Origin of the sequence: Kitasatospora sp. NPDC091335 (assembly GCF_044757205.1) — a bacterium.
Taxonomy (GTDB): Bacteria; Actinomycetota; Actinomycetes; order Streptomycetales; family Streptomycetaceae; genus Kitasatospora.
Genome location: NZ_JBIVUM010000006.1, coordinates 122,494 through 143,429 on the forward strand (window position 1 = coordinate 122,494; position 20,936 = coordinate 143,429).

The following is a 20,936-nucleotide window of genomic DNA, read 5'->3' on the forward strand; positions in this document are numbered from 1 at the left end:
CCGGCGAAGACACCGAGCGGCTCCGGCGAAGGCACGGACCGGCACCGGCGTAGGCACGCACCGGCCCGGCACCGGCCGGCCCCGGACGGCACCGTGGCGGGGAGCCTCTCCTCGGGGGTGAGAGGCGCCCCGCCACGGTGGTGGACGGGTCGTGCCGGCCGGCGTTCAGCTGGGCAGGACGGGCCCGGGCTCGCCGATGATCGCCGAACGCCCGGGCACCGAGGTGCCGCTCTGCTGGAGCCGGTCGACGAGCAGGGCGGCCAGCGTGCCGAGCTCCTCCTCGGTGCGGGACTGCGCGGTGGTGTCCATGCCGACGGTGAGGACGCCGTTGATCTGGCCGGTGAGCGCGGCGCGCAGCGGGGTGCAGGTGAAGCTGAAGGTCTGCCGGCCGCGCTGCGGGTCGGGGCGGGGGGACTGGATCCGGACGTTGTCGAGGACGGTGGTGCGACCGGCGTGGTAGGCGTCCAGGACGGCCCGCCCCAGGCCCGCCGCGCCGAGCTGCGGGTAGGCGGCGCCGACCGTCCCGTACGCGACCGGCGCACCGAAGGTGTCGGCGTGCTGGGCGTTGGCGTACCGGACCTCCTGGCCGGGGCCCTCGGTGAGCATGATGGGGAACGGCGAACCGTCGAAGGCGGCGAACATCTCCTGGCGCTGGGCCATCAGGTTGTCGCGCAGCCGGATCTCGGAGAGCAGCGCCTCGGCGAGGTGCTGGATGTCGCGCAGCCGTTCACGCCCCCACTGCCGGGGTTCCCGGTCGAGGACGCAGACGGTGCCGATGACGGTGCTGGTGCTGTCGACGAGCGGGGCGCCCAGGTAGGCGCGGACGCCCAGTTCGTCCACCACCGGGTTCCCGGCGAACCGGGGGTAGGCGAGGATGTCGTCGAGGGCGAGGGGGGAGCGCTGGGCGACGACGTGCGGGCAGAAGCCGTGACTCAGCGGCATTTCGCGGCTGGGGAGATCGAACGCGATGCCGCGATCCGCCCAGGAGGGTCCGTCCTCGGCCGTGATGTCGACCGGATTTGGCGGAATGTAGAGCCCCCGGAACATCTGACGTTCGTCATTGATGAAGTTGACCATCGCGATGGGAGCGCGCGTGATACTGGCTGCGAGGTGGGCGAAGCGATCGAAGGCCTCGTCCGCGGACGGGTCGTTGAGCCCGAGGCCGCGCAGCCTGCGGGTTCGCTCGGACTCCCCGGAGGCACCCGGGAACTGGCCTTGAGTGCTCATCACATCAGTCATGGCGCACATGTAACCAGACATCAGCAGGCGGGGCCTTTGCCGTCCAGTGTTCCTCAGCCTTGCTGATGGCCAGTCAAAACCGCACGTGAACGACAGGTCGACGGACCGTCACGAAGCGGAGATCAGTCCCCTTCCGGGGGCTGGACAAAACCCCTCCGGATAAACACGGGCCGAATCACGCCAATCCAAGATCGACTCTGGGACGTCGTGGCGCGCCCATACAACAATGAGCCCTGCCGAAGACACGGACGGCGCCCCCTCACCGGGACACCGCCCGATGACGCATGCGCCGATCGCACCGGGGCGACCGGCCGACACTCCCGCACACACCCACCTACCCCCGTGGGGGTTGCCGGAGCGGCTTCGACGGCACGGACGGAGGCACGGGCACCACACACATCGAGAGGACCGGAGCATGGCGATGGACTACTTCACCGACGACCGTCACGAGAACCTCCGCACCGAGGTCCGTGACTTCGCGGAGAAGGAGGTACGTCCGCAGGTGGCCAGGATGGAGGCCGAACGGAAGGCGGAGTTCGAGCTGGCCCGGGAGATCGCCCGCCGGGGCTGGATCGGCGTGACGATTCCGCGGGAGTTCGGCGGGCTCGGACTGGGGCACGTCGCCAAGACCGTGATCGTCGAGGAACTGGCCCGGGTCAGCGGGGCCGTGGGCGCGATCGCCCAGGCCTCCCAGCTGGGCGTGGCCAAGGTCCTCCACTACGGCAGCCAGGCCCAACGGCGCACGTGGCTGCCGAAGTTCGCCACCGGGGAGTGCCTGCCGACCATCGCCGTGACCGAGCCGGAGTCCGGCGGGCACGTGCTCGGGATGGCCGGCACCGCCGTCCGCGACGGCGACGAGTACGTGCTCAACGGCCGCAAGTGGTTCGTCGGCAACTCCCACATCGGCGACGTGCACGGCGTGATCCTGCGCACGGGCCAGGGCAGCCGGGGTCTGTCGGCCTTCCTGGTCGAGACCGACCGCGCCGGGTTCCGCACCGGCTCCCCCGGGTCGCAGAGCGGGCTGCACGGCTTCAGCTTCGGCGAGATCGTCCTGGAGGACTGCCGTGTCCCGGCCGGCAACCGGCTCGGCCGGGAGGGTCAGGGACTGGACGTCGCCTACTCCTCCTCCACCCTCTACGGCCGGATCAACCTCGCCGCCGTCGCGCTCGGCATTCACACCGCGATCGTCGAGGACACCGCCCGGTTCACCGAGGAACGGGTGCTCTACGGCCAGCCGATCAACCAACTCCCCAACATCACGCTGAAGCTGGGCGAGATGCAGTCCCGGCTGATGACCGCCAGGCTCGCCGTCTACCACGCCTCCCACCTGCTGGACCACGGTCGCGCCTGTGACGCCGAACTGATGAACGCCAAGCTGATCAACACCGAGTACGCGCTGGACTCCGCGCGCAACGCGATGGAGATCCACGCCGCCCGCGGCCTGCAGACCGAGTTCGGCATCGAGCGCTACCTGCGGGACGCCACCCACGTCTACCCGCCGGCCGGCACCTCGGACGTCCAGCGACTGAGGCTCGGACAGGTCGCCTCGGGCACCTACGGCAAGCAGTGGTCGGCGGAGCTGTCGGACCTGACCAGCTGGGCCTGGAGCGAACTCAACCAGCGGGAGAACCCCGCGGAACCACCGGGCGGGCGGGGCGGGCAGGTGCTGCCGATGCCGCTGGCGGGATGAAGACCGTTCTACATATCGTCAGTTGATGTTGTGTCAAGGGCTCATGGGGCTGATAGCGTTCCAGCCGTCGGCTGTCGTGCCAGTGCTCCGCCCCGCCGGTGACACCACGTCACCTGCTCCGGCAGTCCCGGCCTCGAAGCCCCGAAGCCCGGCCACGCCGCACGGGATCGACCCGCCGGCTCGGACCCACCGGTCCGAGCCGGCGTGCCGGTCCCGCGGCTCGGCCCTGAGCGAGGAATCAGATGCCAGCCATATCGGCCACCCGCCCGGGCCACCGCGCCGGCCGGTCCGGCTCCCTCCGCGGCCGGCTCCTCGCCCTCACGCTGGTCCCCACCGCGGGCCTCCTCGCCGCCTGGGGCTACGCCGGCTTCCTGCTGCGCGACACCGGACACCGCACCGCGCTGCTGGCCGGCAGCGCGGTGGTCGCCCTGGTCGTGCTGGTCAGCCTGCTCCACGGCGTCCGGACCGCCCTGACCCTGTCCGCGCGGCTGTCCGGACTCCGGGCCGAAACCCTCTCGCTCGCCCGGCAGGAGATCCCCGAGGTGGTCGGACGGCTGCGCGCCGGGGAACAGGTGCCCGTCCCGCCGGTCTGGACGCCGTCCCGGCGGATCGGCGACGAGGTCCAGCAGAGCGCGGACGGCCTCGCCGCCGTCCGCCAGGTCACGGTCGCCGCCATCGTCCACCAGGCCCGGGGCCGCGAGGGGACGAAGAAGGTCTTCCTCAACATCGCCCGGCGCACCCAGATCCTGATCCACCGGCAGATCAGCATGCTGGACGCGCTGGAGCGCGAGCACGAGGACCCGGAGCTGCTGCGCGAACTGTTCGCGGTCGACCACCTGGCCACCCGGATGCGGCGCAACGCCGAGAACCTGGTCATCCTCGGCGGCGCCCTGCCCGCCCGGCGCTGGCGCAACGCCGTGCCCGTGGTCAACGTGCTGCGCAGCGCCGTCTCGGAGACCGAGAGCTACTCCCGGGTCGTCGTCCAGGGCGTGCCGCGCGTCTCGCTCGGCGGGCAGGCCGTGGCCGACGTCATCCACCTGGTCGCCGAGCTGATCGAGAACGGCACCACCTTCTCCCCGCCGTACACCCAGGTGCAGGTCTCCGCGCAGGAGGTCCCCAGGGGCCTGGCGGTCGAGGTCGAGGACCGCGGACTCGGCATGACCGAGGAGGAGTACGAGCGGCTCAACACGTACCTGGCCAACCCGCCGGAGCTGGACGTCTCCGCGCTCGGCGACGACCTGCGGCTCGGCCTGTTCGTGGTGGCGCGCCTGGCCGCCCGGCACGAGGTCCAGGTCACCCTGCGCCCCTCGCCGTACGGCGGGACCCGGGCTGTGGTGCTGGTGCCCTCGGCCCTGCTGGAGCAGGCCGGACAGTCCGCCGCGGTGCCCGGGCTGCCGTCCGGTGCCCGGATCACCCGGACGCCGGTGTCCGAGCAGGCTCCGACGGCGGCGGGGCCCGAGGACGACTCCGTGACCGGGTCCGAGCCGGAGTACGGCGCAGGCGCAGGAACCGGCTCCGGGTATGGCTCCCGGTCCGAGTACGCGGCCGAGTACGGGGCCGGGCAGGTCTGGCAGGGGTCCCGGGAGCCGACGGACGCCATGGACGCGACGGACGCGACGGACGCGCCGGGCGGTGCGACGGGCGGGGGTTTCGGCGCGTTGCTGGGCGGGGGCCAGGGGGCTCCGGGCTCGTTCGGCACCGCGGGGGCTCCCGCGGTGCCCTACGCGGCGGCCCCTCCGGAAGCCCCGGCGGTGCACGCCCCGGACGGCGCCGGCCCGGGCACCGCGGGAAGCGGCGACGCCCTCGCCGGATCCGCCTCCACGGCCGCGGCCGGCCGCGGAGGGCTGCCGGTCGGCGCCCTGATCCCCGGACTGCCCGGTGCGGTGGTCGTGCCCCGGCCCGTCCTGCCGCGCAGGTACGAGCTTCCGACCGGCCCCGCGTCGGCACCCGGCCCCGGTTCCGACGGCGGCCCCGGCAACGACCTCGCGGGCGCTCCGGCCGGCGTTCCCGGCGGGGGCGGTACGGCCGACCACTCCGCGCCCGTCCACCGGTACTTCCAGGAGGGGCCGGCGGAGCAGGGCCAGGACGGCGAGCTGCGCACCCCTCGGACCCTGCCGCAGCGGGTCCGCAACGCCAGCCTGGCCGAGCAGCTCCGCGTGGCCGACGCGCCCGGCACCACGATGCCGTCCGGGCCCGTCCCGCAACCGCACCAGGCACAGCCGCCGGTGTCTCCGTTGACACCGGCGCACGGATCGCTCCCCGGCGCCTTCGGCCACCGGCACGACAGCACCGAAGCCGACGACCCCTCGCCGACCCGGTCCCGCGCCACCATGGCCGCCATCCAGCGCGGCACCCTCAGCGCCCGCGCGGCCCGCGGCGAGCCGGACGTACCGGTCGCGCCCACCCGCCGGGCCGCACCATCCGCCCCGCGGCAGGCCCCCGCGGAAGCCCCCGCCGTCCAGGAATCCGAGGAACAGCAGTGACGACCCAGCACACCGAAGCCCAGCGCGACCTCAACTGGCTGCTGGACCAGCTGGTCGCCCGGGTGCCCGAGACCCGGCACGCCGTCGTCCTCTCCGAGGACGGCCTGCTCGTCGGCATGTCCCAGGGCCTCGACCGGGCCGACGGTGAGCACCTCTCCGCCGTCGCCGCCGGCCTCCAGAGCCTGGCCCGCGGCGCCGGGCACCGCTTCGACGGCGGCCGGGTCCGGCAGACCGTGATCGAGATGGACCGGCTGTTCCTGTTCGTCACCACCGCCGGACAGGGCGCCCGGCTGGCCGTCCTCACCAGCGAACAGGTGGACGCCGGGCTGATGGCCTACGAGATCAACATGCTGGTCAAGCAGGTCGGCCAGTACCTCACCGCGGCGCCGCGCAGTGACGCCGGCCGGAGCGGCGAGGGCGGCGGTGCGTGACCTCCGCCGCTGCCGAGGGCTCGTTCGACGGGGGATCGTCCGACGAGGAGTCGTCCGACGAGGGCTCCTTCTACGACAAGGACGCCGGCCACCTGGTCCGTCCCTACGCGATCACCAACGGGCGCACCGGACCGGTCCGTGACGGTTTCGCCCTGATCACCCTGGTGGTCACCACCGACCCGCGCACCGACACCGCCCGGCTGGCCCCCGAACCCGCCGCGATCCTCGACCTGTGCCGCGAACGCCCGCTGGCCGTGGCCGAGATCGCGGCCGTCCTGGACCTGCCGGTGAGCGTGGTCAGGGTCCTGCTGGACGACCTGGCCGAGGACCGCTTGATCCTCACCCGCGCCCCGGTCCGGCTCGCCGAGGCGCCGGACCTCTCGCTGATCGAGGCCGTGATCGAGGGCGTCCGCCGGCTCTGACGGGCGGGCAGACCGGGCGCGCAGACCGGGGCGGCGCTCCGGGTGGGGCCCGCCGCGCTCCTCGCGTCCGCCGCGCCTTCCGCCTCCCACCAGTTCCTTACAGGAGAACCGAATTGACGACCCAGAGCCTGGTACCGGGCGCGGTCAAGATCCTCGTCGCCGGCGGATTCGGCGTCGGGAAGACCACCATGGTCGGCTCCGTCAGTGAGATCGAACCGCTCCGGACCGAGGAGCGGATGACCGACGCCAGCATCGGGGTCGACAATCTCGACGGCGTCCGGGACAAGTCCAGCACCACGGTCGCCATGGACTTCGGACGGATCACCGTCCGCGAGGACCTGGTGCTCTACCTCTTCGGCACGCCGGGGCAGTTCCGCTTCTGGTTCATGTGGGACGACCTGGCGGTCGGCGCCCTCGGCGCGGTCGTCCTCGCCGACACCCGGCGGCTGGAGACCAGCTTCGCCGCCGTGGACTTCTTCGAGCAGCGCGGCATCCCGTTCGCGGTCGGCGTCAACTGCTTCCACGGCCGCCGCGAGGCCACCCCCGAGCAGGTCCGCCGGGCGCTGGACCTCGGCCCGGACGTCCCGGTGGTGCTCTGCGACGTCCGGGAGCGGGCCTCCAGCAAGGAGGTGCTGCTCGCCCTGCTCGACCGGGTGCGCCGGAACGCCCTGGCGGCCGTGGGGCCGTGAGGGCCCGCGGGGCTCAGGGACTGAGGGGGCTTACGGGCTCGTGGGGTTCAGGCGGTGGCGTGGACCGGGTGGAGGTCGGCGAGCGACTCGACCAGCGGGGCCAGCTCGGGGACCCCGGTGGCCTCGGCCAGCGTCGTCTCCAGGGCGGCGTCGTGCACCGGACGGGCGGCCGTCAGCAGGTCGCGGCCCTCGGGCGTCAGCTCGGTGTAGATGCCGCGCCGGTCGTCCGCGCAGAGGAAGCGGCTGAGCAGGCCCCGGTCCTCCAGGCGGCTCACCAGCCGGGTGGTGGCGCTGCTGCTCAGCGCCGCCGCGCGGGCCAGCTGCTGCATCCGCATGTGCCAGCCGTCCTGGCGCGAGAGCGCCTCCAGCACCGTGTACTCGACCACCGAGAGCTTGAACTCGGCCTGGAGCGCCTTCTCCAGCGCGGTGTCGATCATCCCGTGCAGCGCGGCGAGCGTCCGCCAGCCACGGGCCCGGACCTCGGCCGCATCGTCGCGGATCCCCATGACTCGCCTACCCTTCCGTCGCGCTGCCCGTACCGGGTGCCGCAGGAGTCCCGTGCGGGATCTCGTAGGAGCTCTCGGACGAGGTTTCCCACGAGGTCTCGTACGGTGTCCTCCTGCGACAAGTATGCCAGTCTGCGCGGAATATCGGTCCGTGCAAATAGTTCGGCTTATACCCGGACGGGTTCCGCCCCTCGGCCGGTCCCTTCCTCCTCTCCCGGCCGGGCCTCCTCTGCCGACCAGGCCGCCGCGCACAGCGCCGTGGCCAGCTCCTCGGTGTAGGAAGCGGCCGCCAGCCAGGCGGTGGCGAAGACCTCGTGGTCGTCCGTGACGACCCGGCCGAAGACGTCGCGCTGCCGGTCCGCCGCGGCGGCCCGCAGACCGGCGAGGAGCTCGGCGGCGGTGGCCAGTCCGGCGGCGAGCAGCAGGCCGCGGTCGGCGGCGGCCGAGGCCTCGCTCGGGGCGAGGGCGTGCCGTCCGGTGGTGACCGCCTGCTCGACCCGGCGGCCGAGCACGTGGACGGGCGGGCCGTGCGGCGCCGGGGCCGCCACCGGCTCGGGGCCGGGGCCGGGGTTGGGCCCGCCGGCGCCCACCGGACCGCCCACCAGCCCGCCCGCAGGTGCGGAGGCGGCAAGGTCGGCGGTCTGGAGGCGTTCGAGGCCGAGGTTGACCCGGCCCGCCCGGTCGGCGGGCAGGGTGAGCGGGTCGGCGGCGTCCGGGGGTGTGCCGATCGCGAGCAGGCGCAGCTCCGGGCGGCCCGCGCGCTCCAGCCGGCCGATCACCCGCAGCCGCAGGCCGGGCGCGGTGGCGAGGAGCGCCAGGTTCGCCCGGAACGGCAGGCCGGGGTGCTCGTGCGCCGGGCTCAGGACGATCACCGGACCGCCCGCCGTACAACGCGCCAGCAGCTGTGGGGTGCCGCCCGGCCCGGTCGGGGCGGTGCCCAGCAGAGTGACGTCCAGGAACAGCAGGTCACTCCCGGCCGGGCGGCTCTCGTACGGCAGCTCCTGAGCCGCGAGCGCCCGCGCCACCTGGGCGGACACCGGTTCGGACCAGAGCCGGGAGGCCGGTTCCGCCGTCCACGCCGCGCCCGCGGCGCGGACCGCCCGGACCGAGGCTCCGGCGCCCAGCCGGCCTCCGGTGGACCTGGTCGCGCCCTGGACGGCCAGCCCGGCACGGCTGAACGCGCGGTGGCTGAGCGCGGCATCGCCCAGCCGGACCGTCCGGCTGCCCGCCCCGACCGCCTGCGGGGCTGCGGCCGCGGCGTCGTCGTGCGGCATCACCTCGGCGATGGTGCTGAGGCGCCCGCCCGCGTCCACGGCCCAGCTGACCGCGCCCGCGTGGGTGGCCGTCAGCACCGGCTCGGCGAACAGCCCGTAGAGCCGCAGGCCGCCCTCCTCCCGGTAGGCCTGGCGCGCGGTGCCGCGCAGCTCGGCGACCGGGGCGATGCCGGCGTCCAGGGCCGTGGTGAGGCCGAGCAGTTCGCGCAGGCCGGCCACCAGGTCCACCAGCCGGTGGTCGGGCGCGCCGGAGCGCGCCGCCCGGATCCGGGTCACCACGGTGACCGCCGCCGCGGCCGGGCGGTACAGGCCCGCGAGGCGCGCCTGGTGGGCGGCGCGCAGCAGTTCGGCCTGGGACACGGCGCCCGCGCCGCCCACCCCGGCGGCCAGCACGGCGGCCGCGGCCCGGTGGAGGTGACGGACGGCGGCGCGTTCGGCCGGGGCGAGCGGAGTGGGGGCCTGCTGGTCGGGCCGGCCGGTCTGCTCCTCGGGGGTGTCCCCGGCCCCTTCGCGGGCTTCCGTGGCTGCCGCCCCGGAGTCGGTCTCCGGCCCGGCCTCGGCGAGCGGGCAGAGGGTGACGGCGGCCGCCCGGTGCACACAGGCCGGGGCGAGCAGGCAGCCGCAGCGCACGCCGGCCTCGGCGGCGACCACCCCGCCCGGGGCGTTCAGGACGAGCACCGTCTCCTCGTCCACCTCCACCCGCCACTCGTCGCCGTCGCGGGAGACCGGCCGCTCCGCCAGCTTCGCCGCCGCGCCGTCCAGCCGCTTCTGGAGCCGGGCGCTCAGCCCGGCCACCACCTCGGCGACCACCTCGGGCCGTACGCCCGGCCAGTCGCTCGTCCGCGCCGTCACACTCATCGCACCTTCTCCCCCACCCAGCGGGCCAGTTCCAGCGGACTCAACGCCGCCACGGGCATTCCGGCCGCGACCAACCGGCCCGCGACCGCCTTCGAGTAGCGGGCCGTCCCGGTGTCGTCCAGCGCCGCGCAGCCGAGCAGGTGCACGCCGGAGTCCACCAGCGCCCGGGTCTGGGCCAGCAGCCCGCCGACCGGCCCGCCCTCCTCGAAGTCGCTGACCACCGCGATCAGCGTGCGGGACGGCACCGTCACCAGCTCCCGCGCGTAGCGCAGCCCGCTCGCGATGCTGGTGCCGCCGCCGACCTGCACTTCCAACAGCAGGCTCAGCGGATCGTCCACCCGCTCCGTGAGGTCCAGGACCTCGGTGGAGAAGGCGACGAAGTGGGTGCTCAGCGAGGGCACTCCGGCCAGGATCGACGCCGTCAGCGCGGCCCACACCGTGGAGGCCTCCATCGACCCGGAGACGTCCACGACCAGGATCAGCCGCCAGTCGTTGGCCTGCCGCGCCCTGGTCCGGAAGACCGGGCGCTCGGGCACGATCAGGGTGCCGCCGTCCGGCCCGGGGCGGGCGGTGGCCAGGTTGGCCCGGATGGTCCGGTCCAGGTCCAGCCCGCCGCCCGGACGGCGGGACGGCCGCGGCACGGCGATCCCGGTCAGGGCCGGGCGCAGCCTGGTGGCCAGCTCCCGGCTCAGCTCGGCCACCAGGCGCCGCACCAGCGGGCGCAGCCGGGCCACCCGGGCCTCCGGCAGGCCGCCGGCGTGGTCCAGCACGGTGCGCAGCAGGTCGACGGACGGGCGGACGGCGGCCGGGTCGATCGCCTCCAGGACGTCGGTGCGGCCCTGCGCGACGGCGGCGGCGAGCACCTCCTCGCGCACTCCGGGGCCGAACAGCGACTCCAGGTCCTCGGCCCACTCCCGCACTCCGGGGTACGGGGCCTCACGGCCGCCCTTGCCTCCCCTGCTGTCCAGGCCGGGGCCTGAGCCCTCGCCGTGGCCGCTGCCGTACAACTCGTCCAGCGCGGTGGCGAGCCGGGCGCCACGACCGGTCAGGCCGCCGTTGCCGGCGCGGCCGAGGAGCAGGCGCCAGCGCTCGGCGGGGGCCAGGGTGTGGGGGTGGGTGACAGGCGGAGTGGTCGACGGGGTGGCCATGGCGGAGAGCAGGTCCGGGGCAGCGGGCGACGGCGCGTCCGCCGGGGGCTCCGCCGGTGGTGCGGGCGTCGGGGCCAGCAGGCCGCGGCGGGCGAGTGCCGCCCGGGCGGCGAGGTCCGCGCGCACCCAGCCGGCGAGCACGGCGGGGCCGGCCTCCTCCGGCAGTGCGGCGAGCCGGGTGCCCAGGCTCTCCTCGACCAGGGCCAGCAGCCGGTCGCGGGCGGCCGGGCTGAGCGTGTCGAAGCCCCCGCGCAGGGCGGGCAGCCGGTCCAGGAAGGCGTCGTCCGACAGCGAGGTGACCCGCTCCAGCACCGGCTCCAGTGCCTGCGGCGCCGAGTCGAACAGCCCTTCCGCCGCCGTCAGCAGCCCGACCAGCCTGCGGCCGAGCGCCCGCCGCGCCTCCGGGCCGGTCGCGCCGTCCACCCAGGAGGCGGCCCGGCCGCCCAGCACCTCGGCCGGCTCCTGCCCGAGGAGCACCCGCACCGCACCGGCCGCGCCCCGCACCAACGGGCTGCCCCGCTCGGCGAGTTCGGTCAGCACGTGGGCCAGCCGCACCCCGCCGAGCCGGTCCGCCCGCCGCACCAGCTCCACCAGTGCCCGGGCGTCCTGCGGGTCGTCCGATCCGCCGAGGCCCTCCAGCTGCCGTACGGCGGCGGCGGTGAGCACCTCACCGGCGGCGGCCAGGACTGCCTGTGCCGGCCCGGCGGACGAGCCGGGAGCCGCGGCGGACGGAGCGTCGCCGTCGGGGATGCGGAGGCCTGCGGCGACCGGCCCGGTGGGGGCGACGGCCTGCTCGGCTCCGTGATCCGGGGTGTGGCCAGGGGTCCGGCCGACGGCGGGGGCGTCGAGGGTGCCGGGGACTGCCGCTGTACGGCCACCAGCGGCGGCGGCAGCCTCACCCGGGGCACTGTCCTCCGCGGATCCGCCCGCCGGGGCGGGCCCGGCGGCCTGGCCGCCGCCGACCCGGGTGGAGCCACCGGGTGCGGATGCGCCCGCCTCCTTGCCGTTCCCTCCCGGAGTGGCCTCGCCCGGGGCGTCGTCCCCTTCGGCTCCGTGCGCCGGGGTGTGGCCGGGGAAGTGGCCCGCCGTCAGGCGGTCGAGGAGGGCCAGGGCGTCGAGGAGGTCGGGGAGGGTGGCGGAGGTCGGCAGGACGGCCGTGAGCTGGCCGAGACGGGTCTCGGCGAGGGCGGGCAGGCCGCAGGAGGCGGCGGCGGTGAGGCCGTCGATGATCTCGCGCGGCGTCGGCTGGTCGGTGAACCGGACGCGCAGGGCGCCTTCGGCCGCCTGCGCGGGGGTGACGCCTCGGGTGCCGGCGACGGTGAGCATGGCGGCGGTGGCGGGCGTCCAGTGCAGGCGCCAGCGGGTGCCGAGGGTCTCGGTGCCGCCGGCGCCTGTGGTGGCGACGGGCTCGGCGTAGGGGACCTCGCAGACGGTGAGGCGGTGCAGGAGGATCTCGCGGCGGCGGTCGAGGTCGCTGCGCAGCGGGTCGAGGCGCAGGTCGCGTGGGCCCGGGTCGGTGGGGTTGGGGAGGCCGAGGCCGGCGAGCAGGGTCTCGACGGCGGGGGCGAGTCCGCTGCGCGGGGCGGCGGGGGTGGGGCGGCCGGTGCGGGTGCCGACCAGGACCTGTTCGAGGGCGCGGGCGACGGCCCTGCCGCGGCCGAGGGGTTCGCCCTGGGCGAGGACGGTCTGCACCGCTTCGACGAGTTCGCCCCGGCCTGGGGCGGCGTGGCCGCGCAGCCGGGCGAGGTCGCCCGCCAGGCGGACGATCTCGCGGGCGTCGGCCGGGCCGCTCGGGTGGTCCTGGGCCCGCAGGGCGGCACAGATCCGGACGGCGGTGGTGGTGAGCGCCTCGGCGAGGCGCTCCGGGGCCCCGCCGGCGTCCAGGACGGTGTGCTGCCACTCCGGGTCGCGGATGCCCGCCGGGTAGCCGGAGCGGGCGTCGAGCAGCGGGTAGGTGTACGGGATCAGGGACAGCACGTGCCCGGGGTCGTCCGGGCGCGGCGGCTCCTCGGTGGCGAGCGGGCCGTCCGACAGGGCGGGGGCGTGGAAGGCGCCGACGACGGCGGCGACCCGGCGTCCGCTGGCCGAGGCGGCCTGGATGCGGGCCCGCATCCAGGCCTCGCGGCGCAGGTCGTACGGGTCGACGCCGTGGCCGGTCTCGGCGTCCCTGCGCAGTGCCCAGCCGACCAGCAGGGCGGCGCGCCGGACGGCCTCCGGGGTGGAGCCGGGGGCGGCCGTCTCGACCAGGCGGTCCCACAGGTCCTCGTCGGAGTCCCGGCCGGTGAGGCGGTGGCGCAGCGCGTCGGCGACGCCGGGCCGCCCGGCCCGGCCGTCGGCCCGCGGCTCCCCGGGCCCGCCGGCCGCCGAGCGGACGGCCCGGTGGGCGAGCGGGAGGTCGCAGGCGATGACCTCCACCCCGTTGTCCCGGGCCCAGCGCAGGGCGACGAGTTCCGGGGAGAAGTCGGCGAACGGGTAGAAGGCGGGCCCCGCCCCCTCCTCGGGCCCGGCCGGGGCCGCCGCGAGGGCGACCGGGGCCAGGGTGGCCTCGTCCGCGAGCCGGCCGAGCCAGGGCTGGAACTCGGCGGGCAGCTCGACCAGGACGGCCTCCGGCCGGGCGGCGTCGAGCAGCGCGGGGACGACCGCGCTGAGGGACGGCGCGTGGTGGCGCACGCCGATCAGGTAGGGCCCCGGACGGCCGGTGCCGGAGGCAGCCAGCCGGTCGGCCTCGGCCCGGACCGTCCGGTCCGCGTCGTCCGGGCGGGGGATCTCCGCGCTGCTCATCGGATCAGGCCTCCAGTGCCGAGCGGAGGTCCCACAGGGTGCGCCAGGTGGCGGCGCCCTGTTCGGCACGGCGGCGGACCGGGCCGTCCCAGTAGCCGAGCAGCCGGGCCGCGTCGGACGGCTCGTCCTTGCGGACCACGCCGAGGAGCTGACCGGGCAGCCGGCCGAGCAGGTCTCCGCCGTCGGGCAGGTAGGCGGCGCTGACGCCGAGCGAGGTGGCGACGGAGACCGCCTCGGCGGTGCTCATCACGGTGGACGGGCGTTCGACGTCCCAGCCTTCGGTGGAGCGGCCGGTGCGCAGGTCGCGGAAGGCGGTGACCAGGGCCTCCAGGACGGCGTCGTCCACCGCGTAGGCGGCGCCGGCCCTGGCCACGGCGACGGTGGACTGGCGGCGGACCAGGTCGACCTCGGCGGCGAGGCTGCCGATCGGGCCGACCGTCTCGAAGTTGAACCGCCGCTTGAGCGCCGCGGACATCTCGCTGACACCCTTGTCCCGCAGGTTGGCGGTGGCGATCAGGGTGAAGCCGGCCGCGGCGTGCAGCTGCCCGTCCTGGGTGCCGGCCAGCTCGGGGACGGCGATCCGCCGTTCGGAGAGCAGTGAGACCAGGGCGTCCTGCACCTCGGGCAGGCAGCGGGTGACCTCCTCGACCCGGGCGACCGCGCCGGTGGTCATCGCGGTGAGCACCGGCGAGGGGACCAGGGCCTCGCGGCTGGGCCCCTTGGCGAGCAGCAGGGCGTAGTTCCAGCCGTACTTGAGCTGGTCCTCGGTGGTGCCTGCGGTGCCCTGGACGGTCAGTGCGCTGGTGCCGCAGACGGCGACGGCGAGCAGCTCGGAGAGCATGGACTTGGCGGTGCCTGGCTCGCCGACGAGCAGCAGGCCGCGCTCGCCGGCGAGGGTGACGACGCAGCGCTCGACCAGCGCGCGTTCGCCGACGAACTTCGGCTCGATGACCAGGCCCTTGCGCCCGGCCTTGAGCTTCTCGCCGCCGCTGCCCATCACGAAGGTAACCACGGCGCGCGGGGTCAGCCGCCAGCCGGGCGGGCGCGGGCCGCCGTCGTGGGCGGCCAGGAACTCCAGTTCGGCGGCGTACTTCTCCTCGGGCGGGACGATCTGCCGGTCCGCGGGGGCGGTGGCGGTCGCACCCGTGGTGGTCTCGGTGGCGGTCATCGGCGGGCCTTCCTGCGCTTGCTGGTCCGGAGCTCTTCGTAACCGGGGGCGTCGCCCTCGACGGTCCGCTGCCAGGCCCGGGCGAACAGCTCGGGGACGGACAGCGGCACCGAAGCGGGCCGGTGGGTGTGCAGTTCGTACAGGGCGGCCTTCCAGGTCTCGGCCGGCAGCGCGGGCGACTTGGCCTCCTGCCAGCCGCCGGGCAGGAAGAGGCCGCGGCCGGCCCGGGAGCGCTTGGCCTCCAGCACCAGGTCGGTGGCGGCGAGTTCGGCGCGGGCCCTCTTCAGCCGGGCGGGCTTCCAGCCCGTCCAGCGGGCGGCGTTGCGGTCGGTCGGGTCGGGCAGGGCGAGCAGCTGGAGGTAGAGCGTGGCGGCATCCTCGCCCAGGCCGTGGGTGCGGGACACCTCGGCGACCAGTTCGGGGACGGACAGCCGCGGGTCCTGCAACCAGACCGGGCCCTCGCCGGGGGCCGGCGCCACGGGGACGGTGGCGGCCAGCCGCTCCGGCTCGCCGCGCAGCACGGCCTCGACGGCCCGCCGCTCGGTCGAGTACCAGTAGCTGTTGGAGAGCCCTTCGAGCAGTTCGAGCAGCGGGTCGTCCGGCCCGGTGAGGGCGGCCGGGCGCAGCCAGACCCGCTCCGTCTCCTCGTGGTACGGCGTCAGGACGAGTGCCGGTCCGCAGCGGACCAGGCCGTCCCGGTCCGCGCCGCCCTCGGCGGGCAGGCCGAAGTGGGTGCGCAGGACGGCGGACAGCGAGGCGCCCTTGACGGTGCGCAGCAGGTCGAGGTCGAGCAGCAGCTCCGGGTCGGCCAGGCGGTCGCGCAGCGCCTCGGCGGCCGTGGGCAGCAGCGGGCGCAGCGGACTGTCGGCGGGCAGGTGGTAGGCGAGCCAGCGCAGCGCGGCGATGGTGGAGCTCAGCGCGCCGCTCCCGGGGACGGCGGACTCGTCCTCGGCGACCAGTCGCAGGCCGACCCCCTCCGACTCGCCGAGCCGGAAGCCGGTGCGGCCGGTCAGCCACGGGGTGTGGCCGGGGTTGAGCACCGCCTCGACGGTGTCGATGGGCACCCCCTGGACGGTGGCCAGGACCTCGTCGGGGAGGGTGACGAGCCGTCCGAACCGCCGGATCCACTCCTCGGCCCCGGCGGCGATGTCCGGCCCCTCGGTCCACAGGGTCTTCGGGTCGGCGGGCAGCAGGGCACCCCAGACGGCGGCGAGACCGTCGTGGTCGTGCCGCCGCAGCCAGTCCCTGGCGGCCTTGAACTCTGCTGTCTTGAAGTCGAGTTCGGCGGGAACGGCGACGTCCGTCCAGTACAGCAGGCCGCTCGGCGGGCTGAGCAGCAGGGCGGAGCGGGCGACGCCGATGCCGGTGAGCCGGCTGAAGGCCTCGGCCCTGGCCCGGTCGTGCGGAACGGCGCCGCGCAGCGCGGCGGCCCGCCAGAACGTGGCGACCCAGGCGGCGTCGACCAGTTCCCCGGTGCCGCGCTCCTCGACCGTGGTGAAGTGCGCGACGGGCCCGAACTCCCCGCTCGGGTCGTGGTCGACGGCGAGCCAGTGCACGGTGCCGTCGGTGTACTGCCGCTGGTGGGCGAGGATGACGACGGTGCGCCCGCCGTGCCGCAGCACCTCGCCCTGGCGCTTGGCGACCGGCCGGCCACTGGTGGCGTTCACGGCCGCCGGGACCTGCTCGGCGAGGACGATCTCGCGCAGGGTGGTGCCGCGGTCGGCCAGCGGGCCCTTGGTCAGCTCGCCGAGCAGCAGGACCAGCGAGGAACGGTGGGCGGGGTCGGTGAACGGCGAGGCCACCGCGTGGGCCAGGGCGTGGACCCGGCCGAGCAGGTGCAGCCAGCCGTGGCTGACGTCGCCGTTGCGCAGGGCGACGGTGGCGGGGGTGCTCCAGCCCTCGCCGTCGGCGGCGGGCGGGGCGGCCAGCACCCCGGTGACGGCGCGCAGGTTGTTGAGCACCCAGCAGTGCTCGGAGGAGCCCCAGTTGTTGCCGAAGCCGCCGGGCTCCGGCAGCACGGCGCGCACGGCGTCGCGCAGCTCGTGGTCGCGCCCGTGCTCGGGCTGCCACTCCGTGTCCTGCTTCTTGCCCGGGCGCTCGGCCTCCGGCTGCGGGGCGAACCGGGCGATCCGGTCCAGCAGGTCGGCGGCGAGGCGGGCGATCCCGGCGACGCCGGCGAGCAGCCGCTGGTCCGCGATGCCGGGCAGGATCGCGCCGACCTCCGGGACGGGCAGGGTGCGCGGGGTGCGCCGGGCGAGCGGCCGGCGCACGCCCTGGACGGTGAGCCAGCACCGCTCGTCCTCGGGGACCGGCTCGGTGTCGACCGGCCAGGCGGCGTCGATCAGCCGGGCGGCCTGCTCGGCGGTGACGGTGCGCAGCACCTTGGAGCCGGCCTCGTCGCGCGGGCGCAGGGCGTGCCAGTGCGGGTACGGCGGGACGAGCGGGGTGCCGGCGGCGGAGAGCTCGCCGGCCCGGCAGGGGCGCAGGTCGACGGTGCGGTCGGCGTGGCCGGTGAGGTCGGGCAGGTTGAGCGAGAAGTGCTCGCCGGAGGTGTGGCTGACCACCGGTGCGGCCGCGCCGGGCAGGGCGAGCCGGCCGACCGGGACGGTGTCCGACCGGTGTCCGGTCAGCGGCAGCACGATGCGCTGCCCGTCGGCCGTGAAGGTGGTGACGGCCTTGTGCGGCTCGACCCTGGCCCAGCTGCCGAGCACGGTGCCGTCGGTGCCGAGTGGCGTGTGCTCCAGGCCGGGCTGGAGGGGCAGCAGCCAGGTGTTCTTCCGGCTGAGCCGGCCGGCCTGGGCGGTGGCGGCGATCACCGGCGGTTCGGCGGTGCGGCCCAGGGTGCCGGTGACCGGGTCGAGTTCGCGCAGGACGGCCTCACCGTCGGAGGCGTGGCGCACCGTCCAGTAGCCGGTGCCGTCGCCGAGGACGCCGTGCTCGTCGGGCATCCGGGTGTCGCCGGCGTGCAGCGGGCGTTCGCCGGTGGTGCGGCCGCCGCCGGGCAGCTGGAGCGACGGCGGCTCCGGATCCCGGTCCCGGTAGTAGTAGCCGACGAGGACCTCGCCCTCCAGCTCGAACTGCTCGTCCGGGCGGCTGGACCAGTACGCGAGCTGCTTGCCGTCCTGGGGCCAGACGACCAGCAGTTCGCCGTCGGCGAAGCGCAGCCTGGTCCGGTTCCGCTCGTTCGACGGCCGCTCGGGCAGGCGCAGGGTGTGCTCCAGCACGATGCCCTCCGGGCCGACCACGACGGCCCGGTCGAGGCGGGTGAGCAGCAGGTTCGGCCAGGCGTCCTCGATGACCAGGCCGCTCAGGCCCGCGCCGCCCAGGCTGGGGACGGGGTGCTGGGGGGCGTCGTCGGCGGGCGGGTCGGCGAGCTTGCCGAGCGCCTCCTCCAGGGCGGGCCAGCCGAGTTCGTCCAGGATGCCGGCCTGGAGGGCGTCGGTGAGCAGCGTGGTGACGTCGAGGGCGGCGACCCGGTCGGCGACGGCCGGCGCGACCGTCCGGACGGCGGTGCGGTGCCGGCCGAACTCGCGGACCAGGTCGGTGGCGGCGGTCAGGCCGCGGGCGGCGAACAGCTCCTCGGCGCGCTCCTCGGCCCACTCGGCGAACAGCTCGTTCAGCAGCGGCAGGGCGGGCACCTCGCGCTTGGCGGCCGTCGCCCAGGCGGACGGGGTGGCGCGGCGCAGCAGGGGCCGGTAGCGCTCGTCGGCGCCGACGGCGGTGAGGTCGGGGCTGTCGGGGCCGCACTCCGCGACCCAGTCGTGCAGGTCGATGCCGAGGCCGTCCGGCGGGTCGGCGACCGGCACGCCCGCGGTGAGCAGCAGGTCCAGCAGGTCGATCCGCGTCCGGCTGGCGCGGACGCCGGTGTGGAGGTCCACCGGGACGGCGTCGGCCTTGAGCCGCTCGATCATCCGGCCGGCCAGCGCGAGGGTGTCCGGGCAGCTGGGCCGGTTGCGCCAGCCGCGGCCGTGGTGGTTGCACCAGCGCTGGAGCCAGGCGGCGGCGGGCTCGGCGCCCTCGGCGCGGGGGCCGGTGAGCAGGGCCTCGGCGCCGGTCTCGGTGAGGACCGCCAGCCAGGCGGTGTCGTGCGGGGCCGGGTCGGGCGAGGCCGGGTCGGGCAGCAGCTCCAGCAGGCGGGTGCGCACGGCCGCGTCGCCGCGGCCGAGTTCGACCAGTGCGCCGTGCCAGGACTTCCAGAACGCGCCGGGGGCCCGGTTGACCGCCGGGGAGTCCAGCAGTTCGGCGAGCAGCGCCCGCTCGTGCTCGGTGCGGTCCAGCCCGGCGGCCTTGACCAGTGCGCGGGCGTCCTCGGCGACTCCGGCGTACGGGGCCATGCCGGCCGCGGAGCGCTCGGTGCACAGCTGGCGGAAGCGCTGCCAGGCGGTCAGCGGGTCGAGCCGCTGGGCGAGCTCCTTGACGTACTGGCGCAGGGCCTTGACGGTGAGCGCGCCGGCCAGGGCGAACTCCAGGAAGACGGCGCGCAGCCGCTCCTCGTCCACCGTCAGGCCGTACGTGCGCTCGGCGTCGCGGGCCTTGCCGAACCAGGCGGCGGCGTAGGTCTGGTTGCCGTGGCCGAGGAAGATCCGGCCGACCTCCTCGCAGAAGGTGGGCAGGAAGTGCGGCACGGCCCGGCCGAGGCGGGTGGCCAGCTCGTCGAAACCGTCCTTGGCGGCGCCGGGCTTGGAGGTGGCCTGGCGGGCGAGCCGCTCCATCTCCTTGACCAGGGCGAGCGCGTGGTGGCCGTTGGCGGGGTCGTGGACCAGCGCCCAGGCGGGGAAGCCGAGCGCCTCCTGGCGGACCTGGCCGACCTCGGCGGGCGCGGTCTCCGGCACCAGGCCGAGGAAGTCGAGGGCGAGGTCCTCGGCCGGGCCGAGCGCGCCGGGGACGAGCCGGACGATCCGGCGACCGTCGAGCGCGGGGTGGGTGTAGCCGCGGGCGGTGAGCACGTCGGCGGCGCTGTCGGGGCGGCCGGCGTCGGGCAGCGTGCCGGCGGGGAGCACCGCCCCGGCGTCGAGCAGTTCCTCGGGTGTCGCGGTCCGGTCGGCTCCGGTGCGGTCGGCTCCGGTGCCGGTGGTGGTCGTGGTCAGGCCGGTGGCGGTCATGCGGCTTCCTCCCCCTGGATCGTGCGGCCGGCGTGCAGGGCGGCGGCCATCCGCATGCCCTCGGACCAGGCGACCGGTCCGACCTCGGTGAGCGGCAGGGCGCGGCCGTCGGGGCCGGCCCAGCTGAGCGCGCCGGTCTCGCACGCGTCGTACTCGTAGTAGTCGCCGACCCAGACCCGGGCCTCGACGGTGCGGCCGCCCTCGGTGACCGGCTGGACGGCGGAGCCGCCGCGGACCCGGCAGCCGAGCCTGGCGCAGCGCCCGACCAGCTCGCGCAGCTCGCGGTAGCGGCCGCCGGCGTAGGTGGTGACCTCGGTGCCGGCCGACGGCTCCGCGGGCCGGTGCCAGACCTCGCGGTAGAGCTGCTGGACGCGCTGGGAGACGCCGAGCTCGACGGCGAACTCGCGCAGGTCGTCGAGGTCGTCGAGCAGGACGGGGTGCGGTATCAGGATCTCGCCGTCGGTGAGGCGCACGGTGTCGCCGTCCAGGTCGACCAGGCCGAGGCCGCGCTCGGCGTCGGCGCCGCGCAGGAAGCCGGCCACCGAGCCGTCGGTGGCGGTGACCACGAGGTCCTTCAGGACGCCCTGCCAGGCCGCGTCCGGCCACACCGCGGTGAGGACCGCGGCGGGCACCGGCAGCGATCGGACCATCCAGCGCTCGACGTCCTCCTGGCAGCCCCGCTCGTGCGCGGCCAGCCACTCGGCGAGCTGCTTGAGCTGGGTGACCACCGGGTCGTCACCGAGCTTCGACGGTACGGACTTGAGGTCGCGGCCCGCCGCGTTGCGGCACACCACCCTGCCCTCCCCGTCGAGGGCGACGCGGTACCCTCCCGCGCCCGTCTCCACCCATGCCACGGCCGTACTCCTCACACCAGGGAACGCCTGTCGACGGTGTTGCCGACCAGCGATGCGAGGAACGTAGCGAGGGGTACTGACAACGCGACGGGCGGGGTGAACATGGGCCCTGACATGCAGAGTTCAAACCACTCGAACGAGTGATCGAAGAAGAGAAAAAAGCGGGGCGGCCGCCTCGTGGCAGCCGCCCCCGCCGGACCGGCGGATCGGTTCGGATCGGTTCAGTTCAGATCAGTTCGGATCAGTTCGGATCAGCCGGCGGACCAGCCCGGCACATCAGCCCAGTGGCGC

Annotated in this window: 12 protein-coding genes; 5 read left to right on the forward strand and 7 right to left on the reverse strand. The window is 75.7% G+C overall.

Going from position 1 to position 20,936, the window contains the following annotated elements:
• Positions 1–165 precede the first annotated feature (165 nt).
• Entirely contained in the window at positions 166–1,239 is a 1,074-nt protein-coding gene (locus ACIQOW_RS16210) for a GAF domain-containing protein (protein ID WP_401084785.1), read from the reverse strand.
• A 415-nt stretch (positions 1,240–1,654) separates the two neighbouring features.
• Here ACIQOW_RS16210 and ACIQOW_RS16215 point away from each other — a divergent pair, with 415 nt between their 5' ends.
• The 5 genes from ACIQOW_RS16215 (at position 1,655) to ACIQOW_RS16235 (ending at position 6,954) form a co-directional block, all read left to right on the forward strand.
• The gene (locus tag ACIQOW_RS16215; protein ID WP_401084788.1) at positions 1,655–2,929 is read left to right on the forward strand and encodes an acyl-CoA dehydrogenase family protein; all 1,275 of its coding nucleotides are present in this window, start codon (positions 1,655–1,657) and stop codon (positions 2,927–2,929) included.
• Between the two features lie 242 nt (positions 2,930–3,171).
• On the forward strand, positions 3,172–5,412 hold the full coding sequence (locus tag ACIQOW_RS16220; protein WP_401084790.1) for a sensor histidine kinase: 2,241 nt from the start codon (positions 3,172–3,174) through the stop codon (positions 5,410–5,412).
• On the forward strand, positions 5,409–5,843 hold the full coding sequence (locus tag ACIQOW_RS16225; RefSeq protein WP_401084791.1) for a roadblock/LC7 domain-containing protein: 435 nt from the start codon (positions 5,409–5,411) through the stop codon (positions 5,841–5,843). The genes ACIQOW_RS16220 and ACIQOW_RS16225 overlap by 4 nt, the downstream gene beginning before the upstream one ends.
• Complete coding sequence (locus tag ACIQOW_RS16230; RefSeq protein WP_401084794.1) at positions 5,840–6,265, forward strand: DUF742 domain-containing protein; 426 nt, start codon at positions 5,840–5,842, stop codon at positions 6,263–6,265. The genes ACIQOW_RS16225 and ACIQOW_RS16230 overlap by 4 nt, the downstream gene beginning before the upstream one ends.
• Before the next feature lie 113 nt (positions 6,266–6,378).
• Positions 6,379–6,954, forward strand: a complete 576-nt coding sequence (locus ACIQOW_RS16235) for a GTP-binding protein (protein WP_401084796.1) — start codon at positions 6,379–6,381, stop codon at positions 6,952–6,954.
• A 47-nt stretch (positions 6,955–7,001) separates the two neighbouring features.
• Here the strand turns inward: ACIQOW_RS16235 and ACIQOW_RS16240 are convergent, their stop codons facing one another.
• From ACIQOW_RS16240 to ACIQOW_RS16265, 6 genes are all read right to left on the reverse strand, one after another.
• Entirely contained in the window at positions 7,002–7,460 is a 459-nt protein-coding gene (locus ACIQOW_RS16240) for a MarR family winged helix-turn-helix transcriptional regulator (protein ID WP_401084799.1), read from the reverse strand.
• 167 nt (positions 7,461–7,627) lie between these two features.
• The gene (locus ACIQOW_RS16245) at positions 7,628–9,592 is read right to left on the reverse strand and encodes a hypothetical protein (protein WP_401084802.1); all 1,965 of its coding nucleotides are present in this window, start codon (positions 9,590–9,592) and stop codon (positions 7,628–7,630) included.
• Complete coding sequence (locus tag ACIQOW_RS16250; RefSeq protein ID WP_401084805.1) at positions 9,589–13,521, reverse strand: DUF5682 family protein; 3,933 nt, start codon at positions 13,519–13,521, stop codon at positions 9,589–9,591. The genes ACIQOW_RS16245 and ACIQOW_RS16250 overlap by 4 nt, the downstream gene beginning before the upstream one ends.
• Before the next feature lie 4 nt (positions 13,522–13,525).
• Entirely contained in the window at positions 13,526–14,689 is a 1,164-nt protein-coding gene (locus ACIQOW_RS16255) for an AAA family ATPase (RefSeq protein ID WP_188295685.1), read from the reverse strand.
• Entirely contained in the window at positions 14,686–19,791 is a 5,106-nt protein-coding gene (locus ACIQOW_RS16260; protein WP_401084809.1) for a hypothetical protein, read from the reverse strand. Before ACIQOW_RS16260 ends, ACIQOW_RS16255 begins: the two co-directional genes overlap by 4 nt.
• Complete coding sequence (locus ACIQOW_RS16265) at positions 19,788–20,645, reverse strand: DUF4132 domain-containing protein (RefSeq protein ID WP_401084810.1); 858 nt, start codon at positions 20,643–20,645, stop codon at positions 19,788–19,790. Before ACIQOW_RS16265 ends, ACIQOW_RS16260 begins: the two co-directional genes overlap by 4 nt.
• Positions 20,646–20,936 lie beyond the last annotated feature (291 nt).

Excerpts from the sequence above, each read along its gene's own strand:
- ACIQOW_RS16210 (WP_401084785.1), bottom strand. The coding sequence starts at position 1,239 with ATGACTGATGTGATGAGCACTCAAGGCCAGTTCCCGGGTGCCTCCGGG.
- ACIQOW_RS16240 (WP_401084799.1), bottom strand. The coding sequence starts at position 7,460 with ATGGGGATCCGCGACGATGCGGCCGAGGTCCGGGCCCGTGGCTGGCGG.
- ACIQOW_RS16220 (WP_401084790.1), top strand. The coding sequence starts at position 3,172 with ATGCCAGCCATATCGGCCACCCGCCCGGGCCACCGCGCCGGCCGGTCC.
- ACIQOW_RS16215 (WP_401084788.1), top strand. The coding sequence starts at position 1,655 with ATGGCGATGGACTACTTCACCGACGACCGTCACGAGAACCTCCGCACC.
- ACIQOW_RS16255 (WP_188295685.1), bottom strand. The coding sequence starts at position 14,689 with ATGACCGCCACCGAGACCACCACGGGTGCGACCGCCACCGCCCCCGCG.
- ACIQOW_RS16250 (WP_401084805.1), bottom strand. The coding sequence starts at position 13,521 with ATGAGCAGCGCGGAGATCCCCCGCCCGGACGACGCGGACCGGACGGTC.
- ACIQOW_RS16260 (WP_401084809.1), bottom strand. The coding sequence starts at position 19,791 with ATGACCGCCACCGGCCTGACCACGACCACCACCGGCACCGGAGCCGAC.
- ACIQOW_RS16245 (WP_401084802.1), bottom strand. The coding sequence starts at position 9,592 with ATGAGTGTGACGGCGCGGACGAGCGACTGGCCGGGCGTACGGCCCGAG.